Source organism: Flammeovirga sp. AWQ4_249 (assembly GCF_056161045.1).
In genome coordinates this window covers 110635-133663 of record NZ_JBSWYJ010000011.1, presented here as the reverse complement: position 1 = coordinate 133663, position 23029 = coordinate 110635, and the positions used below count along the sequence as shown (strand labels likewise).

The following is a 23029-nucleotide window of genomic DNA, read 5'->3' as shown; positions in this document are numbered from 1 at the left end:
ATCAATTTGTTAATTTTCATCTCTTATTTAATTGGACTTCTAATGTGTTAGATTTAAATTTTCTCTTAGAATTTTCCTATGAAACCAAAATGGATTTTAGCTAAGTTGGTGGATAAAGGAATTTCATTGGTTCTACCTAAGGCATAAGCAATGGAGAAATCACCTGATTTTGTAGAAATATTAATCCCTGCTCCTACACCAATTGGAGCATCCCATTCTTCTTTAAAGCCAGAAATTCCTATATCAGTAAAGGCAAATAAATAAGATTGATCACCAATATTAATCCTCGGTTCAAACGTTAAATATGTATATCGGTCCACAAACAATTCTCCTTCGTTAAATCCTCTTATCGAACGAAATCCACCTATTCTTAAAAGTTCATTCTTATATAAATGATCTCCTAACATTTGAGCAGCATTTAATTTTAAGTAACCTTCAAGCCATTTTGATAAACCGAAATAATATTCTGCTTCAAAGTTCCAATGTAAAAGGATTGATTTTTCAGGAATTCCATCATACACTTCTTGAGGTAGAGAAGGGTTATAAATAATTGTTCTTTGTCCACCCATTATCAGAAAAGAATACCTTAAACCCCTCCTTGGTGCCAAGGGATCATCTAAATTTTGCCAATCATAAGACATTGAATAGGTCGTAGATTTAGTATCATTGAGTGTATCAATATCAGTTTCTGTAAGTTCTCTTAAAATTCTACTTGTATTCCAAGTTACACCAAATGCTAAATTTGCTCTTGTTGAAACTCTCCTTCTAATATTTACTCCATTTTCAACTTTTAAAAAGGTTGTATCTTGTTGCTGAAGGTTAATATCATAACCAATATCAAAAGAAGTTTTTAAAAACCTTGGATGGTAGTAACTCGCATTAAACCATTGAGAGTCATTATCTGGTTTTTTCCAATCAATATAAAATCGTTTACCTGTTCCAAAGGGGTTCCAAAGGTCTAGCATTACTTGTCCTGTCAATAACAATTCTCCTTCTTGTTGACCATTAGGTGCAAATCCTATCATACCATCCGCTCTACTTGCTCTCCTTTTCTCTAAGGGTATTTCAACCATTGCCTTACCATATTCAAAAACAACATCAGGTTGCTTTTTCAATTTTAAATAGGGCGTTTCCTCAAGAAGAATAGCTGCTCTATCCACATTTCTTTGTCTAAAAATTTCACCTTTTTTTAGTCCCAAATAAGCTTCAAAGAATTTTTTATGAACTCCAATTGGTTTCTCTCTTTTTACAATTAAAGTATCTAAAATTACTTCCTCTCCTAATTGAACTTTTATTTGTCCATGGAGATTTTTTCCATCAAAAGATATTGAATCAATTTTTACTTCTGTAAAAGGATAACCTTGATTTTGATAATAGTCTAGAAGTTGTTCTTTCGCTTTTGGTAGGTCTTTTAAAGCAACTGATTTTTCATTACTATTTCCTCTCCAATACCTTCCTTTTAGAATATTATTATTGATATGTGAAGTATTAAGAATGATCTCTTCTGATTTAGGTCCTAAAAAAACTTGGTTAGTGTAGTTGTTTTGATTCAAAAAAGCTGAATCTATAGAAGCTAAAAAATAGCCTTCATTTCGCCATTGTTGCAGTTGAAGTTCAGAAGCTGTTTTACATTCTTCGAGAGTATTAAATGTAGTTTGAGGAAAAGATATTGATTGATCAATAATAGTATAAGAGACTCTAAAACTAGGAGTTTGTGCATTTAATTGCTGTATAAAAAGGAAAAGTAGAGTACTTATAAGAAATACTCTACTCTTCTCTATTATATGTTTTAAACCTTTATGCAATAGTCTTAATGTTTTGTCAATCTTGAATAAATTAAATCAATCTTTGACAATTAACTTAATTTTTCTCGATAATAACTACTCCACTACTATTTTCTTTGCTCCATGATAAGATCGATATTCTCCATTATACATGGCGTCTGCACTAATTGGTCCTACATTAAATGTTCCTTTACTTACTGCTCTGACAACATAATAATAGTTCTTTTGAGCAACAGTTGCCGTCACAAAGAAATTGACTCTGTCATCTCTAAAATCAATATGCTGTGGATAAGAAGATTTATTTTTTGTCCAATCCAAACCTGGAACCGCTCCTAACCTTGGGTTTTCAACTTCAAATCCAGCAGGTAGCATATCTGTAACTACAACATTTTCTATCGTTTTAGAAGTCGAACTTAAAGATACTCCAACAACTATTAATTCATTCTGCTTAAAGTTATCAGAAGTAATTATATTCCCTTTTCTATCATAATAGGTTCTTCTTACTTTTAGATTTTTGTCTTCTTCTATAAATTCTCCTGAAGCATTAATTCCTTCAAGTTCTCCGAAATAATAAAGTTCACCATTTCCAGAAGTTTTAATTTCTACTTCTTTTCCAAGTACTTTATCTGTTAGCGTTAAATCAGCATTATCAAACGAAGCAATTTTTTGTCCTTCTACAACTATATCAGCCTTCATATCTTGATTGTTAGCTTTGTTTGCCAATTTACCTAAAGCTAAAATACTGAAAGCTCTTTCTTGAGTAGACATCCATGATTCTGATTTCATACTTTCAGTAAGATGTCTAGAAATAGTACCAATTTGAGCATTCTTAGGATCTGTATTCAACAATACATTTAATACTAGAGCCTGATCTCTGATATATGAAGAGAAACTACCGGCCAATTCTCTTTCTGCCTTATCTTTATTTAAGTTATTAGGTAATAGTAGACGATATGTTTTTTGGTCTCCTACTCTTAAATAAGTTGCAGCTAAGATGTATTCTGAATTTCTAGGAATAAGGTTCTTATTCTGCTTATAATAATTCATGGTAGCAACATCAGCTTGTCCGGCTTCTGCTAAAATATAAAGAGCATAAAATATTGTTTTACTAGCTACGCTTTCATAAACTCTATTTCCATCTCTATAGTAGGTATATGTTACTTTCTTTTTCTTTTTTACTTCAACAGATAAGTAAGAAAGTAATTTCTTTAATACTCCTTGATTTACTTCATATCCTTTTTTCTTTGCTTCTAATAAGAAATGAGCCGCATATGCAGATCCCCAGAAACTTACATATGAACCACCTTGCCAATAGGACAATCCACCTCCATATAATTGCATGCTTTGTAGCTTTCTTATCGCTTCATTTATATTGTAATCAATATTCCCATTACCAATATCTTTTGTCAATTTAGAAGAAAGATCAGCTAAATATAATTGAGGGAAAACTGCTGAAGTTGTTTGTTCTACACAACCATAAGGATACCTCACTAAGTAATTTAAATCTTTAGCAAATTGCATCATTGGTGACTTACTCAACCACAATTTACCTTCAACTGAAGTTGTAATATAATCTCTCTTAAGGTCTACTTCTTTTTCTTGCCCTGCTTTAACTACTCCAGATACAGTAGATTTTAGTAAAGATGTAGAAGGACGAACATTTAGATTAGTTGTTGAAATAAAATCTTCCCCATTAGCATTGGCTACAACTATCACTTTACCTTCTCCAATTTCATTATTTGCAGTCAATTTAAAAGGAACTCTCTTTTCTGTATTTGCTGGAATTGTTACCTCACCTAAAGAACTATTTTCGATAGATAATGCACCTTTAACTTCAACTTTAGTTTTTACTGACATAGAATTATCAGTAGTATTGGTCATCATGATACTTGCTTGATCAACATCTGAAGGGCTCAAGAAACGAGGTAAAGCTGTACTCAAAATCAAAGGATCTTTTACTTTCATTCTTTTCTCTGCAGTACCAAATGCATTGCCTTTATTCGCAACAGTCATGATTCTCAATTCACCCGAAAACTCTGGAATATCAATTTTAAATCTTGCTTTTCCATCATCATCAGTTTTGATTGTCCCACTCCAGAAAGCAACTAAATTTACTCTATTGTTGACCATTGGATTTGCTCTTGATCCCAAATTGGCCATATCAGAACCGAAGCTATTCGCTTGCTGTTTAAATTGCATTACCAAAGGATATACATCATAAGTTTTCACTCTTAATGCTCTTTTTTGGTAGAAGTAATTATAAGGATTAGGAGTCTTAAAGTTTTTAATTTGTAGAATACCTTCATCTACTACAGCTATCGTTACCTCTACATCTTCTTCTTCTGTTTCAATCTCAATTTCCTGAGATCTGTTCGATCGGCTTTTTTCTGGAGCATTAATTTTAATGTCAATCTTCCTTTTTGGAGAATCAACCTTTAAAGATTTAAATCCATGTGCTACCGTAAGAGGCAATTCATTTTCTTTTGCTCCTTTTATTAATGTAGCAGTAATGAATACGTTTGGTAAAAATTCTTCTGTAATCGGTAAATCAAGAGATGCAGATTGGTGATCCGTTTCTAATTCATAATGCTTTAAGATATTATCTTGTTCTACCGTCACAAATAATTTTCCTTTGAAAGGTGTTTTGAATAAAATCTTTGCTTCATCTCCGACTTGATACTTATCTTTTTCTGCTTCGATAGTCACCTTACCTTCTTTATCAACTTCAAAAGCACTATTTGAAGTTACACCCCATCCATATGCATAATACCTTTTTGAAACATAAGTATCTGCTCCTGGTACTCTTACTCTTACTTCATATTCTCCAGATGCATCAGGAAGGAAACTAAAGTAAGTTGATTTTCCTTTTACATTAATAACTTCACTTTCTAAGGCTATCTCTTTTTTCCTAGAAACGTATCTGTATCTACCATTATAAGTGCTTTCCATTACAGATTGCCACTCATAACGTACTAACTCAATATGTGCTTTTGCAGAATTATAAATTTTATCATTCTCATCTACAGCAATGATCGGTAGTTTTACTTCTTTTCTCGTTTTAATAAACCAATCTTCGTCATTTACTCCTAGGAAATAATTTTGTGTTGGGATATTTACTTTATTTAATCTTCGAACAGGTCTTCCTGACTCATCAAATACTGTAGTAAATATTTTACCTTCCAATAAGCCTGAATTTTTAAAGTAATCAGAGATTGTAAAATCAGTATTGAATTTTCCTTCGCTATCTGTTACACCTTCTCTTAAACCTTCATCGTAGGATAGAGAAATATTTCCTTTTAAATAAAAATTATAATCTTCTAATCCTTTTGGGAAAATTGATTTGCGACCTAATTCAATGGCTACTTCATAATTTCGTTGAGAAGCAGGAGTACCAAATAAATTCATTGCATCTCCTTCTAAAAGAATATTGGTCACTTCAGGCCCCTTGTCTATTTTTACATCTGTAGTCACTTTTATCCTATCTGGCATAAAATCTTCTACATTGATTTTCTGAGAAGATAGAATGACATCATTTGCTGTACTGACTTCAATAGAATAATAACCTGTAGCACTCGCATCTAAAAGTTTAACACTAGATTCAAAAGTTCCTTCCTCATTTAGTGTCCCTCTTTCTGTTTTCAGAATATTTCCATCAGGTAAATAAACCTTTACTTTGATAGGTTGATGCTTAACTGGGTTCCAATTCTTATCTCTTATTATTGTTTTATAATAAATTGTTTCACCTGGTCTATATAGATTTCTATCTCCATAGATATAAGTAAGTAATCCTGCACTATTGATAAATAAACCACCAACTTCAAATCGTCCAGTACTGATTCTACTTTGATAATAATTTAAATAATTAAAGTCGTTGTTTCTTTCAGCATAGATCATATTGATCTGATAATTTGCAGTAGACTCCTCAATATCATTAAATTCTGCTATCCCTTTTTCATTGGTTTCAACAGAAACTATTTCTTGGTTATTTCTACTGACTAAAGTGACTTTTACACCAGAAAGTGGACTTGCATCAGCAATTGAATTGGCATAGACCAAGACATTGTTTTTTCCTTCTTTCACTAATAAACCTATATCAGAAATACTGATTAGTTTTCTTGCCGCAATATATCTCTGTTTGGCACTTCTTATTTCAACTACATATACTCCTTTAAATCTATCTTCATCCAGAAAATCTAAAGAGAAAGATTTATATTGATCATTATCAGGTAATTCATCCACTGATACATTTTTTTGAGAAAATACCTCACTACCCAACTTATAATATTGCGGACCTCCATAGTAATAACTACTTTCTTGATAGTTATTATTATCATCAAAAAACTGATAGAGGTTATTCTTATAGATTTTATATACTTTAATATCAACTTTAGGTACATTTACAATATTCAAATCAATCTTTTTGTCACTTTTATTAGACATATAAATTGATTTTTTATCTCTGAAAGAGATACTTGGTTCTACTTTTCCAAAAACTACTTTTTTACTATATTTTTTCCCTAGTTTAGTTCTAAAAACACCTTCAATATCAGAAGCTATAGTGACTGTATAAGTATAACCTGATTTAAAATTACCAATCAATTGAATACCACTTTCAACTTTTTCAATCTCAAACGAAACTTTTGGTGATACTTTTATCTTATTTTTTAATCTGTCATTGTAGATACCTTGATTTGCTATAATTTTAATGGTATTTTCTGTCGGTCCAATATGTGCATTAACAGAAGAAATAGAGAATTTTTCTTTTTTAGGAATTGAAACTTGAAATTGTAGTTTACCTCCATTTTTAGCTGAATTTTCAATCGATAATCCATCTGCGATTTTACCATCAACTACAACTTCTTTATTTTGAGCTTTATTCTTTAATGAAAATATAATTTGTTTGTTCTTTCCTTTAGAAATTAAATCTTTCTCAATGGATGTTTTACCTTCTTTCAAAGATAACTTCTCTAAAAGCTGTTGTCCATCTACAGGGTAATTAAAATTTAATGTTAGGTGTGGTTCAGCATTTTTATTTTTTCCTAAAGCCCATGATATGTTAGACTTTAAGATAGTAAGATAAGGAGTATGAAAATCATAACTCATTTTTACATCTCCTAACTTCAGACCTTCTTCTCCAAAAGCTTTAGGTGATAATTTTAAAGTATAGGAAGTATTTGGTTGAAATGCAGTTTCTGGAGAAAACACTAATGTATTTTTTGCAGTCCACTTGTATTTACCTTTCACTTCAGGTGTGATAGTAAAATAGGTTCCATTGAACCAATCATTGATTTTTTCTTCCTTAATGTTTTCGCTAAATGTGATGGATAGATTTTGCTGTTGAGCAATTTCTCCCTCGAAGTTTTTATAAATAATTTTAGCTACTTCATCTTTATCAGTGGAACAAGAAAAAGCTAAAATTAGCAATAGCATGACACTTAAGTAAGTTTGTAGTTTTTGCATAACGTAAACAAAATATATTAAGTAATAGTAAAAAAATAGAGTCTAACTTCACCTAAAAATAAATGTACAAAAAAAGTCATATCGATGATATGACTTTAATATATATTACAATAATGTTTTTAATATTCCCACAATAAAGCTTCGTATTCCATTAATTTATACACAGCTTCTTGTGATTGATATAACGAACGTTTATTATTTCCATACATCATGATAATAGAATTATCCTGAGGGTTCTCAAACTTGATCAATCTACCATCATATAGTTCAAGAGCAAATGCGTCTCCTAAATTTCTATTTTGAGCAGTATTAGCTGCATTATACCAAATAGCGTTAGGATCTTCTATAAGTTTTCCATCATCACCTCTCATATGGAATACAAGTTCATTTAATTCTCTATAAGAAAATGAACCCAATTCAATATCTATACCTTTAGGATTCTCTGAAGCAGGAATAATCAGGTTGATTGCTACAATATCATTATACATTTTCGATCTTCTTTTATCGAAAATTCTATCTACTTTCATTTCGATTACCCAAAGACGATCAGCTGTATATTCTTCACCAGGTTTTTGTCCGCTATCATCTTTAAAAGATGTACCATCAATATCTCCCCATGCTGCGTCATCATCATCTAAAGTATCACCGTTTCCTGTAGTTTGAGGAATTATCAGTCTTGATAAGAATTCTTCTTTCGATAATCGTGTATCTAAAGTATCACTTCTGTAAGGAACGATTCTATCATTCTTAACAGCATCAATGATAATCTTAGTTAATTCTTTATTCTTAGAGAAGAAACCATAATTTACCTTAGTCTGTAAGTTTACTCTAAACCAAAGAGACTTTTTCCACATCACTTCATAATTTTGAATGTTCATCATGGAGTGTGGATTAGATAAAGTATCTGCCATTTGTGCTTGAGTATTATGTTGTACTAAGAACAAAAAAGCGGATAATATATATATGATTAATTTCTTTTGCATAATGATAATATGGATTATTTCTATAACGTATTTAGATATAATAAAAATATCATGCCACATTATAGCCCATTAGGTTATACTACAAATTAAACAGGTTTTCTAAAATAAATCGTAATTGGTGTAAGACCATTACTATTTATAAAGGTATTTTATATCATAACTAAAAGAAATAGGAAAAAGTGCCTAAACTAATCTATCATAAACTTATATTAAGAATAGCTACAAAGTATTTATTGTTTAATCCATTTAAGCGTCGATTTACCTTTACTACTTTCAACATTAACCAAATAAATTCCAGCTGGACCATTATAGTTTAAATTCAGAACTTGATTTCCTTGATATTTTTTTGTGTCAACTACTCTTCCATTAAGGTCACTAATACTTATAATTACCTCTCCTTGGAAATCCGTTAGATTAATTTTTGTTGAACTTTCTGATGGATTAGGTACAATTTTAAAGTTTGGAAAGTCCTTCTTAAATAAGCTAGTAGGTATTTCTGGGTTCAATTCAATATTTAACCCAACTGGTCTATGATCAGAGATATGATAATCGTAATTTCTAAATCCTCCTGATATAAAGTCATCAATTCTAATGGTACTTACTTTTGATTCCAAACGTCCATATGCCTCAAATAATTCGTTTGTTATCAAAATATGATCTAAATGAGATGGCCAATTAGGATAAGACCAATCTTCTGAGTTTCCTTCTGCAATATTTTGATCAACAAAGAGATAATTATCAGAGTCGTTGATAAACATTTCAAATACATTATTAGGATTTCTATCCGTTAAAATATCGTTTAAATCCCCTAATACTATTACCTTTTCTGAGGGAAAGTTTTCATCAATATATTCTTTTAATAACTCATTTGCTTCATATCGTCTAAACTCTTCATCTGATGTATCTCCTATTACTAATACACCATCTCCACAGCATTTATAATGATTATTGATGGCAATCATTTTATCACCACCATAAATAAATTCGATTACTAAAGGAGACCTAGGGAATATTTTCCAATATGGAGATGTATCATAAATTTTATAGATTGATTGTACCTCAACAGTACTTGTTTTATAGACATAAGCTAGCCCACCAAACCAATCATTATCCATAAAAAGTTCATAACCAGCAATTCTATCAATCATTTGTCTACAAACTGTAGAGTCACCTACTTCTTGTAAACCAATCAAATCGGCATCTAATATTTTTATTAATTTTTCGACAGAATCTACTGACGAAGAACCTCGTTTGGGAAATCTTTCAATATTCCATGTGATTATGTCAAAAGTTGTATTTGACCCAAATGAAAGATCATTAATACTTTGAGCAAATATTTGTCCTCCAAAAAATAAAACTAGTGTGTTTATTAATAAAGTAGTATGTAGTTTTTTCATTTAAAATTAAAGTCAAGATCGAAGTTTTATGAAGTTTCGTGCAAGTTAGCAGAAAGTTTTAACTATTGTGATACATCAAAATAGAGGGAATAATTAATACAAAAAAAAGTACCTCAAATTTTCACTTGAGGTACTTTTAGATTCAAATATTTCCAATTTGAATTACATAGCTAACAACTTATCTTCTAATTTCTTCAGGATACGTTGTTTAGTCTTCAATTTATTCACATAGTTATTACGCTCTTGGTATAAAGCATAATTTTCTGTGTTTTGCTCAGCATTTGCTGAAGATAGAATTGAAGAATATTTAGCATTGAATTCAAATAATTCTTGCTCGTCTTTACGGATAGACTCTCTTAAGATATCTAATTTGATTTTTAATTGTTCAAAATCAGATAAGCTATATAAGTCTGGCTCCTCGTTCTTAGCTGTACGCTCTAAGAAGTGACTTTCAAAGATTTCATTACAAACAATACGGAAACGTAAGTTCATCTCTTTATCTTCTTGAGATGGCTCTTTACCAAGAGATTTCCAACCATTTTGTAATTGCTTGATGTTAGCAATGTTGAATGGTGCTCCATCACTTAGGTACTTTTCTGCAGTATCTAGTAAATCTTTTTTAGACTCTAATGGTGCTTTGTTTGACATTCCACCCATATCTCTTGTGCTATATGCTGGTCTGTCTCCGCCACCACCGTAGTTCTCTCTTTGTTGGTAACCGCCATTATCACGTTGTTGGTAACCGCCGCGTTGTTGGTAACCGCTATTATCACGTTGTTGGTAACCGCCGCGTTGTTGGTAACCGCCATTATCACGTTGTTGGTAACCGCCGCGTTGTTGGTAACCGCCATTATCACGTTGTTGGTAGCCTCCGCCACCACCACGCTGTTGGTAGCCGCCATTATCACGTTGTTGGTAACCGCCGCGTTGTTGGTAACCGCCATTATCACGTTGTTGGTAGCCTCCGCCACCACCACGTTGTTGGTAACCGCCGCGTTGTTGGTAACCTCCGCCACCGCCGCGTTGTTGGTAACCTCCGCCACCACCGCGTTGTTGGTAACCTCCGCCACCGCGTTGTTGGTATCCGCCGCCGCGTTGTTGGTATCCGCCGCCGCGTTGTTGATATCCGCCGCCGCGTTGTTGATATCCGCCACCTTGTTGGTAACCTCCACCATTTATAGAACCAAAGAATTTTGCAGTTTCACGTTTGAAGTCTTGAAACAAGAATCCCATTTTCTTTTTAGGAACCACTGGAACTTCTCTCCATTGATTTTGCAAATCTTTAACTTCTTGAGCATGATCTTCACCACCACCCATACGGTTGATTCTTCTAACTTTGATCAATAATGCTTCATATTGATCAATGCTTTCTTCGTGAAGTGCATTTTGTTTTTCATAAAAATCAGTTCTAGCTTGGTAGAACTCATCCATATATGCATTGAACTTTTCAGACAATTCTTCTTCTTCTTCCTTAACGGCAGAACCTGTCTTGATCCAGTTCATTTTGATTTCTTTGAAACGAAGAGAAGCCTCTTTCCAATCAGTACTTCCTTTCCATTCTTCTGCTTCTTTTAGTAAAGCAGTTTTAATTTCTAGGTTTTTCGTTCTGTTTACTGCAATATACTCGTTGATTTCATCCTCAAGTACATTAATGATTTCGTATAACTCAGTAAAGTCACCTAATCCATTGAATGATGCTAAGTAAGTACGCATGTGGATCAATTTCATTAAGAAAGATCCTTTGTTTTCAGCAGTGTGTACTGCTTCTTTTACAGCTAAAACTTTGTTAGTAACCATAGTGAAACGGTCTACAAAGTATTGTAAACTTTCTTCTTCACTTTCTCTAACAACTCCGATTTCTCTGTCATTAAAGTGGTAGTATCCTCTTAGGTATACTTTACCATCTTTTACATAGCCGTACTCTGTAATGTTCTTGTGCTCGATAATTTGGGAATCTGACATCGCTATTTTCGCCTGTTTGGTCTTTTAATGATAATAAAAGCTGTTGATTAAAATATTAATAATATAAATTGGTGAAGATAATATCAATTAATACATAGTCATAAACCTAGTATTAAAATGTTTTTGATCAACTTATTAAATTGAAATGATCAATAGTTTATGATAGTCTCTTACAAACCGAATTATGATAATTTTTAAATTAAAATGTATTTTTTGTATATCTATTTTAAATTTCTTTTTAGTCAAACTATATTTTCCTAATGAGATATATAATTTATTTATAAGAATTGTGCCATACTAATTAAATTGGTCACAATTATCATACGTCTTATAATATAACATGCAATTTGCTACCTTCCTTTTTCATTTGCAAATTTTACCATGATATACTCACTTTTATTAGTGATTAATTACAGTATTCTTCTACATTTACGGAAAAAAAGGATTTTTAGTTCAATAAACGAAAAAATATGAGCAACAATAATGAAACTGTCATTTTCTCAATGGCAGGGGTATCAAAGGTTTACCCTCCTAATAAACAAGTTCTTAAAAATATTTATTTGTCCTTTTTCTATGGTGCAAAGATTGGTGTTTTAGGTCTAAATGGATCAGGTAAATCATCTCTTTTGAGAATCATAGCAGGAGTAGATAAAGAGTATCGTGGAGAGGTTGTTTTTTCACAAGGATACAGTATCGGTTATCTAGAACAAGAACCAGAATTAGATCCTGAAAAAACAGTCAAAGAAATTGTCCAAGAAGGAGTTCAAGAGACTGTTGACTTATTACAAGAATTCGAAGAAATCAATTTAAAATTTGCAGAACCTGAGATCTTAGAAGATCCAGATGCAATGAATAAATTGATCGAACGTCAAGGTGAAGTTCAAGAGAAATTAGATAATATTGATGCATGGGAGTTGGATAGTAAATTAGAAAGAGCAATGGATGCTCTACGTTGTCCTCCTGAAGACCAAAAAATAGGTGTCTTATCGGGTGGTGAAAAACGTAGAGTTGCATTATGTAGATTGCTACTTCAATCTCCTGATGTGCTTCTTTTGGATGAACCTACCAACCACTTGGATGCTGAATCAGTATTCTGGTTAGAGCAACATTTACAACAATACAAAGGAACTGTCATTGCAGTAACTCACGACCGTTACTTCCTTGATAATGTAGCTGGTTGGATTCTTGAACTTGATCGTGGTGAAGGTATTCCATGGAAAGGAAACTATTCTTCATGGTTGGATCAAAAACAGAAACGTTTAGCGCAAGAAGAAAAGAAAGAAACTAAACGTCAAAAGACTTTAGAGCGAGAATTAGATTGGATTCGTATGACGCCAAAAGGTAGACATGCGAAACAAAAAGCCCGTTTATCTTCTTATGAAAACTTATTAAATGAGGAAGCGGCTGAAAAAGAACAACAATTAGAAATCTATATTCCTGCAGGAGCTCGATTAGGTAGTAAAGTAATAGAAGCGAAAGGTGTTTCTATGGCTTTCGATGATAAAGTATTATATGAAGACCTAAACTTCACTTTACCTCAAGGTGGTATTGTAGGTATTGTTGGACCCAACGGTGCTGGTAAAACTACTTTATTTAAGTTAATTACAGGTCAGTTAAAGCCACTTAGTGGTACTTTTGATGTTGGTGAAACTGTTGAAATTGGTTATATCGATCAAGAACATACACTGATGGACCCTAATAAAACAGTTTGGGAAACAATTTCTGGAGGAAATGAACTTATGGAGATTGGCGGTAAACAAGTCAACTCTCGTTCTTATGTAAGTAAGTTTAATTTTGCCGGAAATGATCAATCAAAAAAAGTTGGTGATCTTTCTGGAGGTATGAGAAACAGAGTACAGTTGGCTATGACGCTTAAAGAGGGTTCTAACTTACTTTTACTTGATGAGCCTACCAACGATTTGGATGTAAATACAATGCGTTCTTTAGAGGAAGCATTAGAAAATTTTGCAGGATGTGCAGTAATTATTTCTCACGACCGTTGGTTCTTGGATAGATTAGCTACTCACCTATTAGTTTTCGAAGGAGACTCAAAAGTTCGTTACTTTGAAGGTAACTTCTCTGAATATGAAGCGAAAAGACGTGAGGAAGTAGGTAATACAACTCCGAAGAGATTGAAATATAAAAAATTGATGAAATAGATTTTTGTCATAACTTTTCTAAAAGATGCTTCTTTTCCTTAATATATGGGTCAAGAAGCATTTTTTTTAAACCTAAAAGAGGTTATTTTTGTATTTGTGGTAAGATTCTTTTTTATTGAATTTTTTCAACATTAATTTGAGATATTACTATTCTTAGATAACTCGTCAAAACTAGAATATGCAAGACGTTATACGATTATTACCTGAGTCATTAGCCAATCAAATTGCAGCTGGAGAAGTAGTGCAAAGACCTGCTTCTGTAGTGAAGGAATTGGTAGAAAATGCCATCGATGCTGGCAGTGACTCCATCGTATTAAAAGTAAAAGATGCTGGGAAAACATTAATCCAAGTAATCGATAATGGATGTGGAATGTCTGAAACAGATGTTCGCATGAGTTTCGAGCGTCACGCTACGTCTAAAATTAATACTTCTGACGATTTATTTAATATCAATACTTTCGGTTTTAGAGGTGAAGCTCTTGCTTCTATTGCTGCTGTTGCTCAAGTCAGTGTAAAAACAAGTAGAGAAGAAGATGAATTAGGTGTTCTATTGGAAATTGAAGGTTCTGAAGTGAAAAATCAAGAACCAATTAATACGCCACAAGGAACTGCTTTTTCTGTCAAAAACTTATTCTTTAATGTTCCAGCAAGACGAAAGTTTTTAAAATCAAATCCTGTTGAATTAAAACATATCATTGATGAATTTCAACGTGTAGCACTTGCTCATCCTGAAATTTCAATGACGATGATTTCTGATGATAAAGAAATTTACAACTTAAGAGCAGGAAACATTGCAAAACGTATTGTTTCTATGTTTGGTAAATCTTATCAAGAACAATTATATCCTTGTCAAGAGGATTTAGGTGTTATCAAAGTAAAAGGATATATCGGAAAACCAGAGAATGCAAAGAAAACACGTGGTGAACAATTTTTCTTTGTAAATGGAAGATACATTAAGCATTCTGCATTAAATCATGCTATTATGACTGCTTATGAAAATATTCTTCCTGAAAATCATTTTCCTTTTTACCTTCTTTTCATTGAATTAGATCCTGCAAATGTGGATGTCAATGTACATCCTACAAAAACTGAGGTGAAATTTGCTGATGAAAGAACAACTTATGCCATTGTTAGTGCAGCTGTAAAGCAAGCATTAGCAAGTTATGGAGTTGCTCCTTCTATTGATTTTGGAATTGATGTCAATTTTGCAAAAGACGAAGATAAGACATCCCCATTACCAATGAGTCCATCTCCAATGGATATTGATCTTACCTCAAATATTCCTGATCTTCCTTCTCCATCTGAAGTAAACTCAAACTCATTTAATGATAATGTAAGTACCTCTACTCCATTAGATGATTTTGTATTAAATGTTCCTTTTGATCAAGAAAATAATGGTGAAGATTTTGTCAAAGTTTCTTCTCGTTTAAATTCATGGAGTGATAAAGGCTCAAATGATATGCCTGATTTCACCCCTTGGAATCAAGAAGAAGAACAGATTTCTTCGAACAATTTTTCTACTCCTGAAACTCCAGATGAACCTATTACTTACAGTAGTAGAGCAAATGATATTCAACATTCTGAAGAAGAACTTTCAGATAATGAAGGATTTCCTTCTGACAGTGTTATCCCAACACAGTTACATCAGAAGTTTATCATGTATCAGGTAAAATCTGGCGTGATGTTGATGAATCAAGAAGCTGCTCATGAAAGAATTCTTTATGAGAAATTCTTACTTCAAATTGACAATTCTTCTGGGGTATCTCAACAATTACTTTTCTCTAAAAAAGTACAATTAAGTCCTGCTGACTTTGCATTGTTTACTGAATTTTCACCTGAGATTACAGCTTTAGGTTTCAGTTTTACAATGGAAGAGGATAATACAATCCTAATCAAAGGTATCCCCGCTATCATTCAAGGCGGTGACGAACAAGAAATTCTTGAAGAGTTATTAGAGCAAGTAAAGCATAATCAAGAATTACGTCTTACAGCTAATGAGAATATTGCACGTGCTTTAGCAAAGAGAGCATGTATAAAGGCAGGTCAAGTTCTTGAATTACAAGAAATGAAATCTATGATAGAACAATTGTTCTCTTGTACATCACCGAATTACACGCCTGATGGCAAGAAAACAATCGTTTTAATGGACACTGCTCAGATTGAAGGACTATTCAATATTCGTTAGTCCAATAATTGATCAATTGCAGCTGCTAATTTCCTATCTTTTTCTGTTACAGTATTTCCTGCATCATGTGTTGTAAGGTGTATTTCTACTGTATTCCAAACATTTGACCAATTAGGATGATGCTCTTGCTGTTCGGCAAGAAAGGCAACTCTAGTCATAAAAGCGAAAGCTTCAGAGAAGTCTTTAAAGGTAAAAGTTTTTTGAAGTTGATTATTTTTTTCTTCCCAAGCCATTAGTTTAAAATAATATTAAAGCTGTAAATAAAAGATCCTAAAAGAAGAGTGTAGAATAATAAATTCAATACTTTACTTTTAAAAATTGACATTATATTCTGATCAATATTATAGAATGTAATGATAAATAAAGCTCCCGTTACTAACCCAAAAACGCAAGCATTGATAGTAATAAAGTTTTCTCCTTCAAAAAAGTGAAAATAATTTGCTGGGAGAATAATAAGATAAATCAATTGTGAAATCACTAATATTCTCTTTGCTCTAATCATTGATATAGAACGTTTATCTTGAATAGATTGAGTATTTTCCATTTTATTAGTTTTTGATAAATTATTGCAAATGTAAATTGAAGTTTATTGATGTAATAATACAAATTTAAAATCGGGAATAAAAAAAACCGACACCACCTAAGGTATCGGTTTCTTAATAAGCAAAGCTTAATTTATATTCTAGTGTTTGAAATGACGAACTCCTGTCATCACCATTGCCACACCATTTTGATTACAGAAATCTACTGAATCTTGATCTTTAATAGATCCACCTGGCTGGATTACTGCTTCAATTCCTTCTTTTTGTGCGATTTCCACACAATCAGGGAATGGGAAGAATGCATCTGATGCCATTACAGCTTCTGATAAATCAAATCCAAAGCTTTTTGCTTTAAGGATGGCTTGATTTAATGCATCTACTCTTGAAGTTTGTCCTACACCACTCGCAAACAATTGACCATTCTTTGCTAAAACGATAGCATTTGATTTTGTATGCTTACAGATTTTATTTGCAAACAATAAAGCTGCAGTTTGAGCATCTGTAGGTGACTTTTCAGTAACCGTTTTTAAATCTTCCCAAGTTTCAGTTTGAAGATCTTTATCCTGAGCCAATACACCATTTAATAATGACTTATATTGAACTTTACCTAAAGTAACTTCTTTTCTGTTAAGGATGATTCTGTTTTTCTTTCCTTTTAAAAGTGCTAATGCCTCTTCAGAGAAACCTGGAGCGATAACTACTTCACAGAACAATTTGTGAATTTCTTCAGCTGCTGCTAAATCAATTTCTTTGTTACTGATCAATACACCACCGAAAGCAGAAACGTTATCACATTCTAAAGCTTTCAAGTAAGCGTCTTTTACATCACTTCCTAAAGCTACACCACAAGCATTTGTATGCTTTAAGATTGCAAATGCAGCTCCTTCTTCCGCAGGAAACTCATCAATCAATGCAACAGCGGCATCTACGTCAACCAAGTTGTTGTAAGAAAGCTCCTTACCGTTCAACTGATCAAACATTTCTGATAAATCACCATAGAAAGTACCTTTTTGATGAGGGTTTTCGCCATAACGAAGTGTTTTAGCTGAACGCTCTGATACTTTAAGGCTTGGAATTTCTTCTTCTTCCTCAGCAACAACACTGTTGAAGTATTCGAAGATTTTAGCATCATAGTGAGACGAGATGTCAAATGCTTTAGCAGCAAAACGTAAACGATCTTTTAGATCAGTTGATCCCTTCTTTTCAGAAAGAATTTCTGCTACTTCATTATACTGCTCTCTAGAAGATACAATTAAAGTATCTTTATAGTTTTTAGCAGCTGCACGAATTAAAGAGATACCACCGATATCTACCTTTTCCACGATTGCTTGATGTTCTGCACCTGACGCTACAGTTTCCTCAAAAGGATATAAATCGACAATTACCAAGTCAATATTAGGGATTTCATATTCCGCAATTTGAGCTTGATCTGTTTCATTGTCTCCTCTGTTTAGGATACCTCCAAAGATTTTGGGATGTAGAGTTTTAACACGTCCTCCAAGGATAGAAGGATACGAAGTTAAGTCTTCAACAGCCGTTACTTCGGCTCCTAGTTCTTCTATAAAACTCTGTGTACCACCTGTTGAGTAGATAGTGACACCATTTTCTTGTAACAGTTTTACAATTGGCGCTAGATTGTCTTTGTAAAAAACCGAAATGAGTGCTGACTCGACCTTTTTCATAGTTATTTGATAATCTTTGATTTAATGATTATGCTGCGAAAGTAATCATTTCAAGGTAAAAAAAAGACTAGACCGACAAAAAAAGACTAAAAATCATGGTATTATACCTATAATTTTTAGTCTTTTAAATGAATATTTATTCTGATTAATATTAATTCACTTTAATTATTATCTGAGGAAAAAGATTTATGTAGTTCAATAATTTGAGGAATAATAAGTGAGGAATCATCATTTTGAATAGTAAAATCAGCAAGACCAAACATTTCTTCTTCCTTCTTTTGTTTTCCTATAATTTCTTCAATTTGAGAGGGAGTTCGATGGTCACGTGCTATTACTCTCTGAATTCTTTTTTCAGATGGAGCATCTACTAAAATAATCTTATCCATTTTTTTATAAGTGCCATTACTAAACATCAATGCAGCTTCTTTGACAACATAAGGATGTCTTTCTAATTCTAACTTCACCCAATTTTCATAATGATTAGCAACTCTAGGATGAACAATATTATTCATCACCGTTAGTTTATCTTGATCTTTAAAAATTTGATTGGCTAGATAAGCACGATTTAAATTTCCATTTTCAAGGTAAGCATCTTTTCCAAATGCTAATTTAATTTCTTTGATAATTTCCGGGTCTTCGGTCATCAACATTTTAGCGTTAATGTCAGCGTTATAAATTGGAGTTCCTAAAACTTTAAAAACTCTACAAATAAAGCTTTTACCAGCACCAATACCACCAGTAATTCCTACTTGCATATTAATTCTTAATTTAATTTGATCTTTCGCACTCTTAGGTGCTTAGGTGAGAGGGTTACGTTCTCATAATCTTCGTTGTCTAAAAACACCTTTGGTGTTACCGTAGAATCTGCCCAATTTATATCCTTGTAATCAATAATTACAGGGATAGAGTCTATGCTATTGATTAGGTCTTCTCTTATGTTATAGCTAATATACACATCCTTAGGATCTAACAAAAATAATGAATCACTTCCTTCGGGAAAATTAACTTTTAAAATACGAGTTTTATCTGTTGAGGATATAAAATAATACACATCGAAGGATACTTTTACTTCATCATATTGAGAAACAACCAATCGTTTATCATTAAAAATTGGTGTCTCTATTGGAATATATTCATTTAAATCTTCTGCAATTGGCTCTACATCTTCAGAAGATAATTTTAATACATCAGGATATAAAGCTAATTCTGTAGATGGTCCTCGAAATGTAACACTATCAGGTGACACATTTATTTTCCCAACTCTTCTGTATCCATTTTGAAAATGAAATGAAGATGAATCAATTTCTACCGCTAATCTTTTATTTGTAAGTGTATCGTAATCAAAAGCTAAAGTATCTTCTAAAATATAATTTACTTTTAGACCTTTTAGCACCTGTGTCAATTCTTTTAATAAGAATTTTCCTGCTAAATATTTAACAGAAACTGGATCTTCAAGATTGATTGTCAATTTATTTTTTCCAACACCAAGAGATTTAGACAAAAGAGTCCATCCATTCCCTGTAGCATTCACACTAACATATTCTGGAGGTTCTTGCAGAGCGACAACATTATCACCTTCTACTTTTACATCAACTGTTATTTCGATTGTAGAAGTATGGTCTTCATTGAGAGAGTGGAAAATCCAAAAAATAAATGCAGTCATAAAACAAATTATCATTGCACTCCAGTCCCATGTTTTTATTTCATGCAAAAAGCTACTGTCTTCTATAAATTCATCGAATTTTTCTTTCGACCAACTCACTAGCTTTTTAAAGTCTGGAATTTGATATTTCTTTTTATCTGGCATATTGTTGATTACGGTTCAATAACCTAATCTAAAAAATATTTTTCTATAACTGCAATTTACAGAAAAAGAAAAGCCGTTACACAATTAAATTTGTATAACGGCTTAAAATTTCATTTATCGAAATCAAACATTAGTCTTTTTTCTCTTTTTTAGGACCAAAAACAATGTTTGTATTTTCTGCTGAGATTGAAGACTTTTCAAAAGTTACTTTTACTCCTCTATCAATTTCTAAAACAACAGTCGAAGAATTTACTTCTGATACTTTACCGTGCATACCACTAACAGTAACGACCATTTGTCCTTTTTTTACAGCATCAGAAAACTTTTGTTGTTCTTTTTGCTTTTTTTGTTGAGGTCTAATCATAAAGAAGTAGAAAACAGCTACCATCCCTACAATAAATACCAAGTTCATCATATTTCCAGGCTGATCTGCCTGAAGTAGAATATTCATTAATGACATAGTTGTAATATTATTTGTATTGGTACAAAAGTACAAAACCTCTACTAGGATAAAGTCCTAATAGAGGTTTTTTTGTGAATTCTTTAGAAAAAAGAAAGATTACATTGCTGCTTTCTCTTCATTAGGATTCACTTTAGCTCTAATTGTAACGATATCCATACCGTCTTCAACGTTAGCGCTAATCGTAACTCTTTTCACTTGAGTACCTTTTTTATGTGCACTATTAAAGTTTACTTTTAAATCTGCAGACTCACCAGGTGCTAATGGTTCTTTACTCCAATCAGAAGCAGTACAACCACAAGTAGTTCTCACATTTGTAATTTGTAAAGGTACTTGACCTGTATTCGTATATTTAAATACGTGTGATACTTTATCACCTTCTGTAATTTCACCAAAATCAAATTCTTTTTCTTCGAATTTAAATTTTGCTACCGGAGCATTCGATTTTTCACTTGTAACTTCAGTTTTTGCTGTAGTTGTAGCTGTAGAAGCTGACGATTCTGACTTTTGCTCACCACAAGCAATCATTGTAATTGCCAATAATGCTACTGAAATTGACTTTAAATATTTCATTTTTAGAAAAAATTAGATTGTTATCTATGATTGACTTATAGATTGTAAAGTAATGTAGGTTAGTACAATAAATTTAATTTAACACCACCAACATTAATTCTGACATTACAATTATAAAAACTTTTTAACGAAAAAAGGCAAGGGAAACTAATTTCCTTGCCTCTTCTCTAGAATATATTAAAATTATTCTCTGTCTCCTTCTAAAATAGGATCTGCAATGCTTTCTTTGATTGCATCAACTTCACCCATTAATTCTTCTGCTCTTTTCACTGCGTCATCGATTACTCTTTGACCTTCAGATTTTGCAGCAGAAACAGCGATTTTTCTTTCTTCCATTAAATCTTCAACAAGATCTTCCAATTCCTCACGGTATTTGTCAAGCTTGTATGAAAGACGTTCTCTTGTATTTTTTCCTTTATCAGGAGCGAATAAAACGCCTAATAAAGCTCCAGCTGCTGCTCCAGCAACGAAGCCAAAAAATGAATTTCCTCCGTTTTTTGCCATCTTAAAAGTAATATTTTAATTATTTGTTATCTAGTAAGCCTTTTCCACTCTTCTTGATCTTCCCTTCATTTTGAAGCTCTTCAGATATTGAATCTAACATACCATTGATAAACTGCCAACTTTTTGGAGTACTATATTGCTTAGAGATCTCAATAAACTCGTTTATTGTCACTTTTACAGGGATATTTCTGAAGTTTAACATCTCTGCTAATGCCATATTAATTAAAATGGCATCTACTTTCGCAATTCTGTCTACTGCCCATTTTTTGGACTTACTAGCGATGATATCTTTAAAGCTTTCTTCTTGATTTAAAGTATAAGTGTATAAATCTTCGAAGAACTCTTTATCCTCTTCCCAATTCTTAGAAATAGAAAGAATTTCAGTTTCACCATCCTCACTAAGATTTTTCACTGTTTTCAAGACCATACTTCTCAATATTTTCTTGTTTTCAGACCAGTTTAAATCCTCAGCTTCGAATGTAGATTCAATAACCTCATTTTTGAAGATGAAGTCTCTAACAATTAAACGTAGAATTTCTAGTTGAGTTTCAAATGAGTTTGATTCTTTCGCTAGTTCTTCAATTTCACCAATAAGTTCTTCATCTTTTTTCAAGAATCTTAACCATTCTAACACTCTTTCGTCGTCTTCTACTCTTCTCAATTTATGATCAGAAAGAAGTTCCTCAAGCGCTACATCTTCTCTAAGCAATTTGAAAGCTGCATTATTATAGAACCAATCCACGAACTTCTCGTCCATTTCCATGTTTCTTGCACCTATCTCCGCTTTACGTTCTAATTCTTTTTTAGAAAGTTCAGAGATATCGATGATATAAGATAATAATTTAAGGTATTTCGTAAAAAGTTGTTCTGTTTCCAAAACCATCTTTTTTCTGAATTCCAATTGATCATTTGTCACTAAATCTTCATAATGGCTTCTAGCGTTAGAAGCTACTTTCATCAATTTAGCATCTAGATTTTCAGTTGATGCTTCAGTGTCTTCATCCACATAGTTATTGAAATATTCAATTACTTTTGCTTGCTCTTCATCAATTCTAGCTTTTTCTTCTTGACCTAATTCAAGAAACTCTTCTCTGAATTCCGCTTTGATTTTATCAATCGTTAATTCTTTATTGGAAGCTTTACTTTGCTTGAATGCATATACACTTTGCATCACTTTGATGCGTAATAATCTTCTGTTGAGCATGGATATTAATTTTCCTTAAATTCTAAGAACATTTACAACTACTTGACGAAAACAGTTCAATGAAAGTTCAAGTCAATTAACTTTATTAAGAGATATGATTGTAAAAATGATAGGAAAGGGAATTTATAAGATGAGATTCACTTTGATATTAATTACAAACATACTCTAAGGTACTATCTAATTATGTTAATTTACACACAATCAAATAATTAATGTACTTAAAGATGAGATGTTTGTTATATCAAGTTATAATAGAAATAGCTTGTGCAACAAAACGCAACTTCCTCTTTAAAGGCATTGGATTGAAATAAAAAAGGCTAGTCAAAT

General features: G+C 32.3%; 16 protein-coding genes. 2 read left to right on the top strand and 14 right to left on the bottom strand.

Annotated features, from left to right (window positions below):
* Positions 1-65: 65 nt before the first annotated feature.
* The 5 genes from ACXAHM_RS10995 to ACXAHM_RS10975 all read right to left on the bottom strand — a co-directional run bounded on the left by ACXAHM_RS10995 (position 66) and on the right by ACXAHM_RS10975 (position 11586).
* On the bottom strand, positions 66-1805 hold the full coding sequence (locus ACXAHM_RS10995; protein ID WP_474960491.1) for a BamA/TamA family outer membrane protein: 1740 nt from the start codon (positions 1803-1805) through the stop codon (positions 66-68).
* A gap of 75 nt (positions 1806-1880) precedes the next feature.
* Positions 1881-7214: an alpha-2-macroglobulin family protein gene (locus ACXAHM_RS10990; RefSeq protein ID WP_474960490.1), complete on the bottom strand. Its 5334-nt coding sequence runs from the start codon at positions 7212-7214 to the stop codon at positions 1881-1883.
* A 149-nt stretch (positions 7215-7363) separates the two neighbouring features.
* Positions 7364-8227 carry a type IX secretion system ring subunit PorN/GldN gene (gene porN, locus ACXAHM_RS10985; protein ID WP_474960489.1) on the bottom strand — a complete coding sequence of 288 codons (864 nt, stop codon included), beginning with the start codon at positions 8225-8227 and terminating at the stop codon, positions 7364-7366.
* A gap of 230 nt (positions 8228-8457) precedes the next feature.
* Entirely contained in the window at positions 8458-9624 is a 1167-nt protein-coding gene (locus ACXAHM_RS10980; protein ID WP_474960488.1) for an endonuclease/exonuclease/phosphatase family protein, read from the bottom strand.
* A gap of 162 nt (positions 9625-9786) precedes the next feature.
* On the bottom strand, positions 9787-11586 hold the full coding sequence (locus ACXAHM_RS10975; RefSeq protein ID WP_474960487.1) for a DUF349 domain-containing protein: 1800 nt from the start codon (positions 11584-11586) through the stop codon (positions 9787-9789).
* A gap of 470 nt (positions 11587-12056) precedes the next feature.
* Between ACXAHM_RS10975 and ettA the strand changes: the two genes are divergently transcribed.
* A complete protein-coding gene (gene ettA / locus ACXAHM_RS10970) occupies positions 12057-13745 on the top strand; it encodes an energy-dependent translational throttle protein EttA (protein WP_474960486.1) in 1689 nt (562 codons plus the stop codon).
* Positions 13746-13923: 178 nt separating this feature from the next.
* Positions 13924-15930 carry a DNA mismatch repair endonuclease MutL gene (mutL, locus tag ACXAHM_RS10965; RefSeq protein ID WP_474960485.1) on the top strand — a complete coding sequence of 669 codons (2007 nt, stop codon included), beginning with the start codon at positions 13924-13926 and terminating at the stop codon, positions 15928-15930.
* On the opposite strand, the gene ACXAHM_RS10960 is transcribed toward mutL, so the two are convergent.
* The 9 genes from ACXAHM_RS10960 to nusB form a co-directional block, all read right to left on the bottom strand.
* Complete coding sequence (locus ACXAHM_RS10960) at positions 15927-16163, bottom strand: 4a-hydroxytetrahydrobiopterin dehydratase (RefSeq protein WP_474960484.1); 237 nt, start codon at positions 16161-16163, stop codon at positions 15927-15929. The two genes, mutL and ACXAHM_RS10960, sit on opposite strands and share 4 nt — an antisense overlap.
* Positions 16163-16474 (bottom strand): hypothetical protein, encoded by a 312-nt coding sequence (locus tag ACXAHM_RS10955; protein WP_474960483.1) that lies wholly within the window; start codon positions 16472-16474, stop codon positions 16163-16165. Before ACXAHM_RS10955 ends, ACXAHM_RS10960 begins: the two co-directional genes overlap by 1 nt.
* Positions 16475-16612: 138 nt before the next feature.
* Entirely contained in the window at positions 16613-18160 is a 1548-nt protein-coding gene (gene purH, locus ACXAHM_RS10950) for a bifunctional phosphoribosylaminoimidazolecarboxamide formyltransferase/IMP cyclohydrolase (protein WP_474960511.1), read from the bottom strand.
* A 155-nt stretch (positions 18161-18315) separates the two neighbouring features.
* Entirely contained in the window at positions 18316-18909 is a 594-nt protein-coding gene (coaE, locus tag ACXAHM_RS10945) for a dephospho-CoA kinase (protein WP_474960482.1), read from the bottom strand.
* Positions 18910-18917: 8 nt separating this feature from the next.
* Positions 18918-19961, bottom strand: coding sequence for a YbbR-like domain-containing protein (locus tag ACXAHM_RS10940; protein WP_474960481.1), 1044 nt, complete (start codon positions 19959-19961; stop codon positions 18918-18920).
* Positions 19962-20091: 130 nt separating this feature from the next.
* Positions 20092-20412: a preprotein translocase subunit YajC gene (gene yajC / locus ACXAHM_RS10935; RefSeq protein ID WP_474960480.1), complete on the bottom strand. Its 321-nt coding sequence runs from the start codon at positions 20410-20412 to the stop codon at positions 20092-20094.
* Positions 20413-20520: 108 nt separating this feature from the next.
* Positions 20521-20994, bottom strand: a complete 474-nt coding sequence (locus ACXAHM_RS10930) for a DUF1573 domain-containing protein (RefSeq protein ID WP_474960479.1) — start codon at positions 20992-20994, stop codon at positions 20521-20523.
* Between the two features lie 183 nt (positions 20995-21177).
* Positions 21178-21498 carry a YtxH domain-containing protein gene (locus tag ACXAHM_RS10925; protein WP_474960478.1) on the bottom strand — a complete coding sequence of 107 codons (321 nt, stop codon included), beginning with the start codon at positions 21496-21498 and terminating at the stop codon, positions 21178-21180.
* Positions 21499-21517: 19 nt separating this feature from the next.
* Complete coding sequence (nusB, locus tag ACXAHM_RS10920) at positions 21518-22702, bottom strand: transcription antitermination factor NusB (protein ID WP_474960477.1); 1185 nt, start codon at positions 22700-22702, stop codon at positions 21518-21520.
* Positions 22703-23029 lie beyond the last annotated feature (327 nt).

Bases quoted from the DNA above. Each gene is read 5' to 3' on its own strand.
- ACXAHM_RS10990 (WP_474960490.1), bottom strand. From the start codon at position 7,214: ATGCTATTGCTAATTTTAGCTTTTTCTTGTTCCACTGATAAAGATGAA.
- porN (WP_474960489.1), bottom strand. From the start codon at position 8,227: ATGCAAAAGAAATTAATCATATATATATTATCCGCTTTTTTGTTCTTA.
- ACXAHM_RS10980 (WP_474960488.1), bottom strand. From the start codon at position 9,624: ATGAAAAAACTACATACTACTTTATTAATAAACACACTAGTTTTATTT.
- ACXAHM_RS10975 (WP_474960487.1), bottom strand. From the start codon at position 11,586: ATGTCAGATTCCCAAATTATCGAGCACAAGAACATTACAGAGTACGGC.
- ettA (WP_474960486.1), top strand. From the start codon at position 12,057: ATGAGCAACAATAATGAAACTGTCATTTTCTCAATGGCAGGGGTATCA.
- mutL (WP_474960485.1), top strand. From the start codon at position 13,924: ATGCAAGACGTTATACGATTATTACCTGAGTCATTAGCCAATCAAATT.
- ACXAHM_RS10960 (WP_474960484.1), bottom strand. From the start codon at position 16,163: ATGGCTTGGGAAGAAAAAAATAATCAACTTCAAAAAACTTTTACCTTT.
- ACXAHM_RS10955 (WP_474960483.1), bottom strand. From the start codon at position 16,474: ATGGAAAATACTCAATCTATTCAAGATAAACGTTCTATATCAATGATT.
- coaE (WP_474960482.1), bottom strand. From the start codon at position 18,909: ATGCAAGTAGGAATTACTGGTGGTATTGGTGCTGGTAAAAGCTTTATT.
- ACXAHM_RS10940 (WP_474960481.1), bottom strand. From the start codon at position 19,961: ATGCCAGATAAAAAGAAATATCAAATTCCAGACTTTAAAAAGCTAGTG.
- yajC (WP_474960480.1), bottom strand. From the start codon at position 20,412: ATGAATATTCTACTTCAGGCAGATCAGCCTGGAAATATGATGAACTTG.
- ACXAHM_RS10930 (WP_474960479.1), bottom strand. From the start codon at position 20,994: ATGAAATATTTAAAGTCAATTTCAGTAGCATTATTGGCAATTACAATG.
- ACXAHM_RS10925 (WP_474960478.1), bottom strand. From the start codon at position 21,498: ATGGCAAAAAACGGAGGAAATTCATTTTTTGGCTTCGTTGCTGGAGCA.
- nusB (WP_474960477.1), bottom strand. From the start codon at position 22,702: ATGCTCAACAGAAGATTATTACGCATCAAAGTGATGCAAAGTGTATAT.